Origin of the sequence: Streptomyces sp. NPDC016469 (genome assembly GCF_040632905.1) — a bacterium.
Lineage (GTDB): Bacteria > Actinomycetota > Actinomycetes > Streptomycetales > Streptomycetaceae > Streptomyces.
Map to the genome: position 1 here is coordinate 130,988 of NZ_JBEYCQ010000009.1, position 12,587 is coordinate 143,574.

Below are 12,587 nucleotides of genomic sequence, written 5' to 3' on the forward strand. Positions count from 1 at the left end.
CTTCTCGCATCGCCGGATGCGACCGGCACAGCACGGCACCCCGCGGCGGGGTGCCGATCGCTTCAGGCCCCGCCGCGGCAGCCGAGAAGGAGGAGACCGCGGTACGTCATGGGCGGTACAGTAACCAGAACGCAACCCCTCAGACAACCTGACAGGTGAACGACGTGTCCCCGCTCGGCCCTCTCCGCCCCAGCCCCCTCGTGGAACAGGCGACCAGCCACCTGCGCTCGCAGATCACCGAGGGGCACTGGCCGGTCGGCACGAAGCTGCCGGGCGAGACCACCCTCGCCCGCGAGCTGGGCGTGGGCCGCTCCACGGTCCGCGAGGCGGTCCGTACGCTCGCGACGCTCGGCCTGCTCCAGTCGCGCCAGGGCGCCGGCGTCTTCGTCGTCGCCGATCACGTCACGGAGGACTGGCCGGTACGGCTGCGCAGGGCGTCGGTCACCGACGTCTACGAGGTCCGCATGCTCATCGAGGTCCAGGCCGCCCGCCTCGCCGCCCGCCGCCGCACCGACGAGGACCTGACCGCCCTCGACGCGGCGCTCACCGCCAGGTTGAGGGCGGGCGCCGGCCTCGACGACGCGGACTTCGTGGACGCGGACATCGCGGTGCACCGGGCGGTCGTGGCCGCCGCGCACAACCCGGTCCTCACCGATCTGTTCGCCGAGTTCGTCCCGGCCCTCCGCCAGGGCCTCATCGACCTCGTGGACCTTCTGGGCCTGCGCCGCCAGGACCCGCAGCACGGCCACGCGGGCCACCGCGCCCTCGTCGCGGCCGTCGTGTCGGGCGACCCGGAAGCCGCGGCGCGCGCGGCCCAGGAGGAGCTGGAGTCCACGCTGGTCCGGCTGCGGGGGACGTGACTCCGGGGCGGCGCTCCGGCCGGGCCCGAAGGCGCCGGGGACGCCCCCGAGTTCGGGCAAAGAACGCGTAGGTCCGCATCCGCGCCCCCTCCGTGCCGTACCCCGTTCACTTCCCGGCGGGGCCCCCGAAGCCCTGGCGGGCTGTTTCCGGCCCGTGCCGAAAAACCGGCACAGCAGCCGGTTTTCTGCGGGCCCTCGACCAAGATCCAACCTCAACCCGGCCCCCACCTGCGGGAATTCGGAAATCCGCTGTCCGCCGGAACGTGGCGGACCGCTTTGGCAAGCCTTCGGCCGGACACGGTCTCGTGACTTGCAGGACACGCTCGCGCAACGGAAGCGTCTTCAACTCTTGACACCCACCCCCCGAAGGCAGCAATCTTCCGACATCGACGCATGGGAGCGCTCCCACATCACACGGGAATTTCTCGCGTGAACGGCACTGCCCGTGTACTCCCCCCAAACCATCAGGCACCCGCACTCACCAGCGCGTATGCCACGCAGTGAGCCAGTCCCACCCTGGAACAAGGAGTAGTGGAATGCGTATCACCCGCACCGTCGCCGGCCGGAGCCGCAGAGTTGCGGTCCTGGCCACCACGGGCCTGACCGCTTCGGCGCTGCTGCTGACCGGCTGCAGCAGCGACGACTCCGACTCGAACGAGTCCTCCGGCGCGAACGGGAAGATCACGCTGACCGTCGCCGACTACGGCCAGTTCGGCTACAAGGAAGCCGGTCTCTTCGCCAAGTACCACGAGCTGCACCCGAACATCACGGTGAAGGAAGACACCACCGCCGATGAGAAGGTCTACTACCCGAAGCTGCTCCAGCAGCTGAACTCGGGCAGCGGTCTCGCCGACGTCCAGGGGCTTGAGGTCGGCCGCATCAAGGAGCTCGTCGACACCAAGGCGGACCAGTTCGCCGACCTGAGCAAGGTCATCGACGTCAAGGAGTTCGTGTCGTGGAAGGAGAAGCAGGCCACCACGTCTGACGGCAAGGTGATCGGCGCGGGCACCGACATCGGCCCGATGTCGCTCTGCTACAACGCCGAGCTGTTCAAGAAGGCCGGTCTGCCGACCGACCGCAAGGAGGTCGCGGCCAAGATCTCCGGCGGCTGGGAGGACTACCTCAAGCTCGGTGAGGAGTACAAGAAGAAGGCCCCCGCGGGCACGTACTTCATGGACTCCGCCAGCGCCATGTACAACGCCGTCGTCAGCTCCAACGCGAAGCAGTACTACGACGAGAGCGGCAAGGCGATCTACAAGGAGAGCCCCAGCGTCCAGCAGGGCTGGAACCTGGCGGCCGAGGCCGCGGACAAGAAGCTGTCCCAGGGCCTCGCCCAGTTCAGCGACCCGTGGAAGGCCGCGCTCCGCAAGAGCACCATGGCCACCGTGGTCTGCCCCGCCTGGATGGCCGGCCAGATCTCCGTGAACGCCGGTGACGCGAACAAGGGCAAGTGGGACATCACCACCGCCCCCGGCACCACCGCGGCCAACTGGGGCGGCTCCTTCCTCGGCGTCCCGAAGGCCGGCAAGAACGTCGACGAGGCCACCAAGCTCGTCAAGTGGCTGACCGCCCCCGAGCAGCAGGCCGCCGTCTTCAAGGCGATCGGTTCCTTCCCGTCCAACACGGGCGCGTACGAGCTGGCGGACGTGAAGAACGCGACCCTGCCGTACTTCAACAACGCCCCGATCGGCCAGCTCTACGCCGACGAGGCCAAGTCCATCCCCGAGACGATCCTCGGCCCGAAGGACGCTGCGATCAAGGACACCATCTCCACCCAGATCAACAACATGGAGCAGCGCGGCACCAAGCCGGACGACGCGTGGGAGGCCGCTACCAAGGCCATCGACAAGGTGATCGGCTGACGTTCGCCAGGGCGTGTCCGGCCTGATCCGCCGGACCCGCCCGGGCGCGGGCGGCCCCTCCCCGGGCCGCCCGCGCCCGCGTGTTCCTGAGGGGTGCGGCGTAACGGCCCAGCCATCCCCGTGCCCGGGTAACTCAAGCAAATCCAGGGAAGGACATCCCGCTCGTGGCCACCTCGACTCCCACCCGGGACGCATACGCGCCGCCACCCCGCGGCTCCCAGCACAAACCGGTGGACTCCCGCCGGCAGACCTGGCGCAGCCGGATCTGGCGGTTCGACGACAAGGCGTCGCCGTACGCCTACATAGCCCCGTTCTTCCTCGTCTTCGGCGCCTTCGGGCTCTACCCGCTGATCTACACCGGCTGGATCGCCCTGCACCGGGTCGAGATGACCGGCATGAACCAGATGGACTGGGTCGGCTGGGACAACTTCGACAGGATCCTGCACGACTCCGAGTTCTGGACGGCCGTCAGCAACACCTTCCTGATCGGTGTGATGTCGACGGTCCCGCAGCTGCTCGTCGCGCTCGGCCTGGCCCACCTGCTCAACTACAAGCTGCGGGCCAGCACCTTCTGGCGCACGGTCATCCTGACCCCGTACGCCACCTCGGTGGCCTCCGCCGCCCTCGTCTTCGCCCTGGTCTTCCGGGCCGACGGCGGCCTGCTCAACTGGGTGCTGCACTTCGTCGGCCTCGGCGACACCAACTGGGCCAACGGCCACTGGACGTCCAAGATCGCCATCTCGGTCATCGTGATCTGGCGCTGGACCGGCTACAACACCCTGATCTACCTGGCCGCGATGCAGGCCGTGCCGTCCGACCTGTACGAGGCGGCCTCGCTCGACGGCGCCTCGCGCTGGCAGCAGTTCCGCAAGGTGACCATCCCCTCGCTGCGGCCCACCATCCTCTTCACGATCGTCATCTCGACCATCGGCTCCATGCAGCTGTTCGGTGAGCCCATGCTGCTGGAGGGCGGCACGCTCGGCGCCACCGGCGGCAACGAGAATCAGTACGAGACCCTCAGCGTCTACCTCTACAACTACGGCTGGAATCTCGGGCACCTCGGTCCGGCCGCCGCAGTGGCCTGGGCGATGCTCGCCCTCCTGCTGATCATCGCCGCGGTCAACTGGCTCATCGGCCGCTTCGTAAGCAAATCCGCGGTCTGACCGGGAGCGAAATCCAATGACCATCACCAGCCCCACCAAAGTCTCGGAGCCCGGCCTCCCGGCGCGTTCCGTCCACCGCGCACCGAAGCGCGCGAGCCGCTTCAAGCCCGGTGCCGGAAAGCAGCTGAACGGCGGCCCGTTCGCCTACATCGCCCTGGCCGTCGTCGGCCTCGGCTCGCTGCTGCCGCTGTACTGGACCCTCGTGGCCGCATCCCACACCCAGGACGAAGTGCTGGCCAGCACCCCGCCGTTCCTGCCGGGCGGCCGCCTCTTCCACAACCTCGACGCCGCGTGGAACCAGGCCCACCTGGGCAAGGCGATCGTCAACACCGTCATCGTGGCCGGCTGCATCACCGTGGCGACGCTCTTCTTCTGCACCCTGGCCGGCTACGCCTTCGCCAAGATGCGCTTCCGCGGCCGGAACGTCCTGATGACCGGCGTCATCCTGACCCTGACGATCCCGCCGCAGCTCAGCGTCGTCCCGCTGTTCATGATGATGGCCGACATCGGCTGGGGCGGGAACCTGGAAGCGGTCATCTTCCCGACCCTGGTCAGCGCTTTCGGTGTGTTCTTCATGCGCCAGTACCTGAGCGAGGCGCTGCCGTACGAGCTGATCGAGGCCGCCAAGATCGACGGCGCGAACAACTTCCGCATCGTGCTGAGCGTGGTGCTGCCGGTGGCGCGCCCCGCGATGATGGTGCTCGGCATGCTCACCTTCGTCCAGGCGTGGAACGACTTCTTCTGGCCCTACCTCGCCCTGAACCAGCAGAACCCGACCCTGCAGGTGGCCCTCGGCCAGCTCAGTGCCTCGTACACCCCCGACACGAGCATCGTGATGGCCGGCGCGCTGATCAGCACCCTGCCGCTGCTCGTGGTGTTCGTGATCTTCGGCAAGCAGATCGTCGGCGGCATCATGTCCGGCGCCGTCAAGGGCTGACCACCCGCTCGCCGCTTCTCCGTCACGGAGCCGTACGGTCCCCGCCCGCCCCGCGGACCGTACGGCCCCTGAGCCCCACCCCGTCAACGCCCCTGCCCTTCACACCCCTGGGAGCGCTCCCGCATGACTGCCGTACGACCTGACATCGCCCCGAAGCCGGTGCCCGAGGCCACCACCACGTTCCCGACGGGCTTCGTCTGGGGAGCGGCCACCGCCGCCTACCAGGTCGAGGGTGCCGCCGCCGAGGACGGGCGCACGCCCTCCATCTGGGACACCTTCAGCCGCACTCCCGGCAAGGTTCGCAACGGCGACACCGGCGACATCGCCGCCGACCACTACCACCGCTACCGCGACGACGTGGCGCTGATGAAGCAGCTGGGGCTGAAGGCGTACCGCTTCTCCATCTCCTGGTCCCGGGTCCAGCCCACCGGCCGCGGTCCCGCCGTCGAGCGCGGGCTCGACTTCTACCGCAAGCTGGTCGACGAGCTGCTGGAGGCCGGCATCACGCCCGTCGCCACCCTCTACCACTGGGACCTGCCCCAGGAGCTGGAGGACGCGGGCGGCTGGCCGGAGCGCGCGACCGCCGAGCGGTTCGCGGACTACGCCGCGATCATGGCCGGCGCGCTCGGCGACCGGGTCGGTATGTGGACCACCCTCAACGAGCCGTGGTGCTCCGCCTTCCTCGGCTACGGCTCCGGGGTGCACGCCCCCGGCCGCACCGAGCCGGCGTCCGCCCTGCGGGCGGCCCACCACCTCAACCTCGCCCATGGCCGGGCGATCGAGGTTCTGCGCGGTCAACTCCCCGCTACCGCGCAGACCTCGGTCACCCTCAATCTCCACCAGGTCCGCCCGCTGACCCCGAGCCCCGAGGACGCGGACGCCGCCCGCCGCATCGACGCGGTCGGCAACCGGGTCTTCACCGGCCCGATGCTGCACGGCGCCTACCCGGAGGACCTGCTCGCGGACACCGCGCACGTGGTGGACTGGTCGAAGCTGGTCCAGGACGGCGACCTCGAGGCCATCGCGCGCCCGGTCGACGTCCTCGGCATCAACTACTACACGCCGACCCTGGTCTCCACGCCCGAGCAGGGCGGAAGCGGTTCCGGCAACGATGTCCACGGCGCCAGCAGCTTCTCCCCGTGGCCCGGCTCCGAGCACGTCGCCTTCCACCTCGCCGAGGGCAAGGCGACCACCGCCATGAACTGGTCGATCGACCCCAACGGGCTCTACAACCTGCTCATGGACGTCAGCCGCGAGCACCCCGGCATCCCGCTCATGGTCACCGAGAACGGCGCCGCGTTCGACGACTACGTCTCGCCCGAGGGCCGGGTGCAGGACCCCGAGCGCATCGCCTACCTGCACGGCCACCTCGACGCCCTGCAGCGCGCGGTCGCCGACGGCGCGGACGTGCGCGGCTACTTCCTCTGGTCGCTGCTGGACAACTTCGAGTGGGCGTACGGCTATGCGAAGCGGTTCGGTGCGGTGTACGTGGACTACGCCACCCAGCGCCGTACCCCGAAGGCCAGCGCCCACTGGTACGCCGACGTGATCCGCCGTCACGCCCTCCCGCCACTGGAGGACCTCGCCTGATCCACTCCGGTACGTCCTGTCCGTACCGCTGCCTTCCCCCGAGACCCGGCACCCGTGCCGGGTCTCGGCCCATTCGCCCGCCCGGCCTGTGCGATCCGCTTGACCACGCGCGTAGAGTGGGAGCGCTCCCATAAGAGGAGTGGGGGAGCGGCCGACCGGTCCCGCAGAGTGTCAAGGGAACCAACACCAGGACTTGGTTTGGTTATCCGACTGTGAGAAATTGACCGCGAACGGGAGGCAGCCATGACGGCAGCGCGAGTACGGAGCGGGGGCCGGCCCACGCTCGAAGAGGTCGCGGCGCGGGCGGGGGTCGGGCGGGGTACGGCCTCGCGCGTCATCAACGGATCGCCCCGGGTCAGCGCCCACACCAGGGAGGCGGTCGAAGCCGCCGTCGCCGAGCTGGGTTACGTGCCCAACCGCGCGGCCCGCGCGCTGGCCGGCAACCGCACGGACGCCATCGCGCTCGTCGTGCCCGAGTCGGAGAGCCGCTTCTTCGCGGAGCCGTACTTCTCCGACATCGTGCGCGGGGTCGGTGCCGCCCTCGCCGATACGGAGATGCAGCTGCTGCTCACCCTCGTCGGCAGCGACCGCGAACGCCGCCGGCTCGCTCAGTACCTCACCGCACACCGCGTGGACGGCGTGCTGCTGGTCTCCGTGCACGCCGACGACCCGCTGCCCGACCTGCTGGAACAACTCGGCATGCCCGCCGTGATGAACGGCCGCAGATCCGCCGCCGAGTCCCTGTCCTCCGTCGACTCGGACAACTTCGAGGGCGCCCGCGGGGCCGTGGAACACCTCGCCTCGCGCGGCCGCCGCTCCATCGCCACGATCACCGGCCGGCTCGACGTCTACGCCTCCCAGAGCCGCCTGGACGGCTACCGCCAGGCCGTGCGCGACGCGGGCCTGGAGCCCGACGAGCGGCTGATCGCCCCCGCCGACTTCTCCGAGGAGGGCGGCGCCCAGGCCATGCGCGACCTGCTCGCCCGCCGCCCCGACGTGGACGCGGTCTTCGCCGCCTCCGACGTGATGGCCGCCGGTGCCCGCCAGGTCCTGCGCGAGGCCGGCCGCCGCATCCCGGACGACGTCGCCCTCATCGGCTTCGACGACTCGGCCGTGGCCCGTCACATGGACCCGGCCCTCACCAGCGTGCGCCAGCCGATCGAGGAGATGGGCCGCACCATGACCCGGGTCCTGCTCGACATGATCGCCGGCGAGAACGCGGACCGGGCGCAGATCGTGCTGCCGACCGAGCTGGTGGTCCGCGACTCGTCGTGAGGCCGGGTCGCCTCAACTCGGTCTGTCTGGCGCGCACTTCGAGTAGTTTCTGAGGGGTGGACCCTTCTCTGACCGCTCTGGTCGTCGCCGTGGTGGGAGTGGCCGGCACCCTCATGTCCGGCGTGATGGCGCACCGCGGCGCCCTGCGGGCCAAGACGGTGGAGCTCGACCGTGCGGAGCGGCTGCGGCGGGAGGAGCTGCTGGCGGACGAACGCCGCGAGAACCTTGCCGTACGGCGCGCCTCCTACGCGGTGTTCAACCAGCGCCTGCGCCAGTTCCACTCCGTGCTGTCGCAGGACTACTTCGCTCTGGCCGCCGGGGAGGCGCGCCCCGGACAGGGCCGGGAGCGGGAGGAGCCCCGCCGCGTCCTGCGCGACGTCTACGCCGAGGCGCAGATGGTGGTCAGCGACGACGTGCTGGCCGTCGCGGGCGGTGTCGTGCACCAACTGCACCGCATCCACGCCCTGCTCGGCCGGCACGAGCAGGGGGAGGCGGCCGACGAGTCCCTGGAGGACATCAGGGAACGGCTGGAACGGGCCTCGGAGGGCCTGTACGAGGTGCGGCAGACGATGCGCCGGGAGCTGGGAGTCTCGGCGCTCCCGGTCGCCCGGCCCGACGGCTACGGTGCCCCGTGAGGGGGCGCCGTGCGGAGGAGCGAATCATGACCCAGCGCTGGACCAGGTCCACCTACTGCGACTCGGCAGGCCCCGACTGCGTCGAGGTGGCACTGCCCCCCGGCCCCGCGGCAGCGGTCCGCCTGCGCGACTCCAAGACCCCGTCCCGCCCCGCGCTCGCCTTCGCACCGGACGCGTGGACGGAGTTCGTCGGTCACGTCGGCCGGGCGACCGTCTTCTCCAGCAGCTCCTGAAGGGCCCGCTGCCCTCCCGGGCCGAGCCCGGCCAGCGGTGAGTCCTCGGTGAGGAGTTCCAGGAGCCGTGTGCGTACGCCGGTGCCCTCGGGCGTCAGTACGAGGTGCCGGGCGCGCCGGTCGGTGGGGTGGGGGCGGCGTTCGACGAGCCCCCGCTTCTCCAGCTTGTCGACGACGAAGGTGGCGTTGGACGGCTCGCAGCTCATGCGTTCGGCCAGCTCGCGCATGGTCATCGGCCCGGTCATCTCGCGCAGCGCCGTCGCCTGGGCGGCGGTGAGGCCGAGGGGGACGGCGCGCTTGCGTACGTGATCGGCGATCCGGGCGGCCAGCCCGTTCACCAGCCCGCACAGCTCCCGCTCCGCGGCGGCCTGTGCTTCGGGGGGTGTCGTCATGGACTCATTCTAGCAAGTTCATCAAGCAAGAATAATTACAACTTGAATGTTTCTAGTTCGATGCTTACGGTGGGCGCAGTCGCCGCGGCACGGCCCGGCGGCGCCCGGCACGCAGCGACGAACGAGGAGCGACACCATGACGACTTCCACGGCCGGCCCGGACGAACGGCTGCGGCGCCCGGCGGGCCCGAGCACCCTGCGGCTGGGCGACCTCACGGTCTCCTTCGTGCCGGACGGGGCGATCCAGGGCCGGCCGACCGCCTGGCTGCCGGAGAGCACCGACGCGTTCTGGGCGGCCCACCCGGAGTACCTGGACGCCACCGGCCACCTGGTCGCGAGCGTCGGCGGTCTCCTGGTGGAGCACGGCGACCGCGCGCTGCTGATCGACGCGGGCCTCGGGCCGCACACGCTCCCGGCCGACCCGGCCACCCCCAACGGGGCCATGCGCGGCGGCGACCTCCCGGCCGGCCTGGCCGCGCTCGGCCGGGCTCCGGACCGGATCGAGGCCGTCGCCTTCAGTCACCTCCACCCCGACCACACGGGCTGGGCCACCCATGGACGCCTCTTCGCCCGCGCCGAGTACCTGGTGGCGGAACCGGAATGGGCCGCCCGGGAGCCCGGCGACGGCCCGGACACCCTCGCGCCCCACGTCCGTACGGTGGCGGACGGCCAGGAGATCTTCCCCGGCGTCCGGGTCCGGGTCACCGCCGGACACACCGCGGGCCACGCGGAGTTCGTCATCACCGGAGGCGGGAAGCGGCTGATCGCCTTCGGGGACTCCCTGCACTCACCGGTCCAGATGGACCGCCCCGAGTGGTCCTGCGTCTACGACCACGACCCGGCCGGCTCCGCCGAGCACCGCCGCCGCCTCGTCGCCGAGCTGGCGGAGCCGGGCACCATCGCCTTCGGCGTCCACTTCGCGGACGCGGTCTTCGGCCGGGTCGTACCGGACGGGGCCGGACCGGTCTGGCGTCCACTGGAGACCGCGGACGGCCTCGCGTAGGGCCGGGAAACGCATCAGCCCGACCTGTGTCTCACAGGTCGGGCTGATCCTTCAGGGTGAGTAACGGGACTCGAACCCGCGACATCCTGGACCACAACCAGGTGCTCTACCATCTGAGCTATACCCACCGCGTCCGGGCGTTTCCGACCGGCCGAGAAAAAGTGTACAGGGTCCGGGAGGGTGCTCGCGCACTCATTTCCCGGCGGGGGGCCGCGGCCCCCGGGAGGGCCGTGACCAGCGCCTTCAGGGGCGAGGCCGGGAGACCCGCGCGGCGGCCGCCCTCGCCTGCTCGGAGTCCGGGCCGGGCTGCGGGACGAAGACCGCCTCGCGGTAGTACCGCAGCTCCGTGATCGAGTCGCGGATGTCGGCGAGCGCCCGGTGGTTGCCGTTCTTCTCCGGGCTGTTGAAGTACGCCCTCGGGTACCAGCGGCGGGACAGCTCCTTGATGGAGGAGACGTCCACGATCCGGTAGTGGAGGTAGCCCTCCAGGAGGGGCATGTCCCGGGACAGGAAGCCGCGGTCGGTGCCGACCGAGTTCCCGCACAGGGGCGCCTTGCCGGGCTCCTTCACGTGCTCGCGCACGTAGGCGAGGACCTGCTCCTCGGCGTCGGCCAGCGTCGTGCCGCCGGCCAGCTCGTCGAGGAGGCCCGAGGCGGTGTGCATCTGCCGCACCACCTCGGGCATGGTCTCCAGCGCCGCGTCCGGCGGGCGGATCACGATGTCCACCCCTTCGCCGAGCACGTTCAGCTCCGAGTCGGTGACCAGCGCGGCCACCTCGATGAGTGCGTCTTCCGTCAACGAGAGCCCGGTCATCTCGCAGTCGATCCACACCATGCGGTCGTTCATGGGCTCCACCCTACGGGGCGCTCCGCTGCCCGGGCAGGGCCGGGCGCCCCGAGGCGAACACGTCGGTGCCCGCCTTCGCGTCCAGCGCCGCGGGTGCGGCGCCGGACGGACCGGGGACGGCGGTACGGCGGCTCTGGGAGGTGCCCTGGGCGGGCACCGCCACCTCCGTCACCATGACCGGCTCCGGCACCCCGCCCTGCGGACGGCGGGCCCGGTAGGCGGCCCGGTACGCGGCGGGGGAGGAGCCGAGCTGGCGGCGGAAGTGCCCGCGCAGCGCGACCGGCGAGCGGAAGCCGCAGCGGCCCGCGACCTCGTCCACCGAGTAGTCGGACGTCTCGAGGAGACGCTGTGCCTGGAGCACCCGCTGGGTGATCAGCCACTGGAGCGGCGCGCTGCCCGTCAGCGAGCGGAACCTCCGGTCGAAGGTCCGCCGGCTCATGTAGGCACGCGCGGCCAGCGTCTCCACGTCGAACTGCTCGTGCAGATGCTCCAGCGCCCAGGCGACGACCTCGGCGAGCGGGTCGGAGCCGATCTCTTCAGGTAAAGACCTGTCGAGGTAGCGCTCCTGACCGCCACTGCGCCGGGGCGGCACGACGAGCCGGCGGGCCAGCGCCCCGGCGGCCTCCGTGCCGTGGTCCGAGCGGACTATGTGCAGACACAGGTCGATGCCGGCCGCCGTCCCGGCGGAGGTCAGCACGTCCCCGTCGTCCACGAACAGTTCGCGTGGGTCGACGTGCACCGACGGATAGCGCTTGGCCAGCGTCGGTGCGTACATCCAGTGGGTGGTGGCCGGGCGGCCGTCCAGCAGCCCGGCGGCGGCGAGCACGAAGGCCCCCGTGCACAGGCCGACGATGCGGGCGCCCTCCTCATGGGCGCGGCGCAGCGCGTCCAGCGCCTCCACGGGCGGCGGAGAGGTGATCGAGCGCCAGGCGGGCACCACGACGGTGCCGGCCCTGCTGATCGCCTCCAGCCCGTAGGGCGCGGTCAGTTCGAGTCCGCCGGTGGTGCGCAGCGGTCCCTCTTCACCGCTGCACACCAGCAACCGGTAGCGCGGAACTCCCGCGTCCTGGCGGTCGATTCCGAACACCGACAGCGGGATGGAGCTCTCGAAGATGGGGCCACCGCTGAAGAGCAGGACGGCGACGACTTCCCGGCGTCGTCTTCCGCCCAGCTTCCGTACAGCCTCCGTTGCGGTGGCGGAGTCCTGGCTCATGACGCTAAGCCCCCCTCGGTGTTCGCGTCTTCCTGGTCCTTACGGGCCTGTCGCACCTGCACATGTCCCCTCGGTCGTGCACGAGTCCCCGGCCTTCGACGCCCAAGATCGAATCTACTGCGTCCCGTGGTGCCGTCGTGACAAGTTCACCAACCGGCTCATTGTCGACAAGGCCACCTGGCGGGAAGCGTTCGATCACGAAGCGTTTCACTCGCGGCTCGTGCAGGGAAGTGCGTCCGGCGTTCATGGCCCGTCCCCATTGGGCGGAAGCGTACCGCCCGGTCTCTTCCTGCCTGGTGGCAAGGGGGTTGATCGGCCATTTCGACAAGGAATCGACCGGTCCCTGAAGTTGGCTGAAAATGTACGGTCGCGTGTGCGGAAATCAGTCGTTCTACCGGCGCACAACCCGGGGCGCCCGCCCGCTCCCGCACGCCCCCTCGCAGGCGTCGGCGGCCCCGGCGGCGGGGCCGGCGCGCCCGGCCGGGGGGTGCCCCGGCCGGGCAGCCGAATACCGCTCTCCCGGCCGTCCCGGGAGCAGACCGCCCGGTGGGTTCCGGACGGAGCCCCCGAGCCGGCCG

12 protein-coding genes and 1 tRNA gene are annotated in these 12,587 nt (G+C 70.8%); 9 read left to right on the forward strand and 4 right to left on the reverse strand.

All coding sequences use genetic code 11. The features are described 5' to 3' along the window. The first annotated feature begins 164 nt into the window (after positions 1–164). The 8 genes from ABZ565_RS12865 (at position 165) to ABZ565_RS12900 (ending at position 8,555) form a co-directional block, all read left to right on the forward strand. Positions 165–860, forward strand: a complete 696-nt coding sequence (locus tag ABZ565_RS12865; protein WP_361024762.1) for an FCD domain-containing protein — start codon at positions 165–167, stop codon at positions 858–860. Between the two features lie 536 nt (positions 861–1,396). Beyond that, entirely contained in the window at positions 1,397–2,722 is a 1,326-nt protein-coding gene (locus tag ABZ565_RS12870) for an extracellular solute-binding protein (RefSeq protein WP_361024441.1), read from the forward strand. Between the two features lie 164 nt (positions 2,723–2,886). Continuing rightward, positions 2,887–3,885, forward strand: coding sequence for a sugar ABC transporter permease (locus tag ABZ565_RS12875; RefSeq protein WP_361024444.1), 999 nt, complete (start codon positions 2,887–2,889; stop codon positions 3,883–3,885). Positions 3,886–3,901: 16 nt separating this feature from the next. After that, positions 3,902–4,822, forward strand: a complete 921-nt coding sequence (locus ABZ565_RS12880) for a carbohydrate ABC transporter permease (RefSeq protein ID WP_361024447.1) — start codon at positions 3,902–3,904, stop codon at positions 4,820–4,822. 123 nt (positions 4,823–4,945) lie between these two features. Continuing rightward, complete coding sequence (locus tag ABZ565_RS12885) at positions 4,946–6,412, forward strand: GH1 family beta-glucosidase (protein ID WP_361024450.1); 1,467 nt, start codon at positions 4,946–4,948, stop codon at positions 6,410–6,412. 243 nt (positions 6,413–6,655) lie between these two features. Further along, complete coding sequence (locus ABZ565_RS12890) at positions 6,656–7,687, forward strand: LacI family DNA-binding transcriptional regulator (RefSeq protein WP_361024453.1); 1,032 nt, start codon at positions 6,656–6,658, stop codon at positions 7,685–7,687. A 56-nt stretch (positions 7,688–7,743) separates the two neighbouring features. Beyond that, positions 7,744–8,322 (forward strand): hypothetical protein, encoded by a 579-nt coding sequence (locus tag ABZ565_RS12895; RefSeq protein WP_361024456.1) that lies wholly within the window; start codon positions 7,744–7,746, stop codon positions 8,320–8,322. A gap of 26 nt (positions 8,323–8,348) precedes the next feature. After that, positions 8,349–8,555 (forward strand): DUF397 domain-containing protein, encoded by a 207-nt coding sequence (locus ABZ565_RS12900; protein WP_361024459.1) that lies wholly within the window; start codon positions 8,349–8,351, stop codon positions 8,553–8,555. Here ABZ565_RS12900 and ABZ565_RS12905 read toward each other — a convergent pair. Then, positions 8,516–8,947: a MarR family transcriptional regulator gene (locus ABZ565_RS12905; protein WP_361024462.1), complete on the reverse strand. Its 432-nt coding sequence runs from the start codon at positions 8,945–8,947 to the stop codon at positions 8,516–8,518. The two genes, ABZ565_RS12900 and ABZ565_RS12905, sit on opposite strands and share 40 nt — an antisense overlap. A 136-nt stretch (positions 8,948–9,083) precedes the next feature. Here ABZ565_RS12905 and ABZ565_RS12910 point away from each other — a divergent pair, with 136 nt between their 5' ends. Continuing rightward, positions 9,084–9,950: an MBL fold metallo-hydrolase gene (locus ABZ565_RS12910; protein WP_361024465.1), complete on the forward strand. Its 867-nt coding sequence runs from the start codon at positions 9,084–9,086 to the stop codon at positions 9,948–9,950. A gap of 55 nt (positions 9,951–10,005) precedes the next feature. Here ABZ565_RS12910 and ABZ565_RS12915 read toward each other — a convergent pair. From ABZ565_RS12915 to ABZ565_RS12925, 3 genes are all read right to left on the reverse strand, one after another. Further along, positions 10,006–10,078, reverse strand: a tRNA-His gene (locus ABZ565_RS12915). A 115-nt stretch (positions 10,079–10,193) separates the two neighbouring features. Then, positions 10,194–10,796, reverse strand: coding sequence for an oligoribonuclease (orn, locus tag ABZ565_RS12920; RefSeq protein ID WP_143616102.1), 603 nt, complete (start codon positions 10,794–10,796; stop codon positions 10,194–10,196). Positions 10,797–10,806: 10 nt separating this feature from the next. Continuing rightward, a complete protein-coding gene (locus ABZ565_RS12925) occupies positions 10,807–12,009 on the reverse strand; it encodes a helix-turn-helix domain-containing protein (protein ID WP_361024469.1) in 1,203 nt (400 codons plus the stop codon). Positions 12,010–12,587 lie beyond the last annotated feature (578 nt).

Coding starts and splice junctions, on each gene's coding strand:
- ABZ565_RS12870 (WP_361024441.1), top strand. CDS start 1,397: ATGCGTATCACCCGCACCGTCGCCGGCCGGAGCCGCAGAGTTGCGGTC.
- ABZ565_RS12880 (WP_361024447.1), top strand. CDS start 3,902: ATGACCATCACCAGCCCCACCAAAGTCTCGGAGCCCGGCCTCCCGGCG.
- ABZ565_RS12885 (WP_361024450.1), top strand. CDS start 4,946: ATGACTGCCGTACGACCTGACATCGCCCCGAAGCCGGTGCCCGAGGCC.
- ABZ565_RS12890 (WP_361024453.1), top strand. CDS start 6,656: ATGACGGCAGCGCGAGTACGGAGCGGGGGCCGGCCCACGCTCGAAGAG.
- ABZ565_RS12900 (WP_361024459.1), top strand. CDS start 8,349: ATGACCCAGCGCTGGACCAGGTCCACCTACTGCGACTCGGCAGGCCCC.
- ABZ565_RS12905 (WP_361024462.1), bottom strand. CDS start 8,947: ATGACGACACCCCCCGAAGCACAGGCCGCCGCGGAGCGGGAGCTGTGC.
- ABZ565_RS12910 (WP_361024465.1), top strand. CDS start 9,084: ATGACGACTTCCACGGCCGGCCCGGACGAACGGCTGCGGCGCCCGGCG.
- orn (WP_143616102.1), bottom strand. CDS start 10,796: ATGAACGACCGCATGGTGTGGATCGACTGCGAGATGACCGGGCTCTCG.
- ABZ565_RS12925 (WP_361024469.1), bottom strand. CDS start 12,009: ATGAGCCAGGACTCCGCCACCGCAACGGAGGCTGTACGGAAGCTGGGC.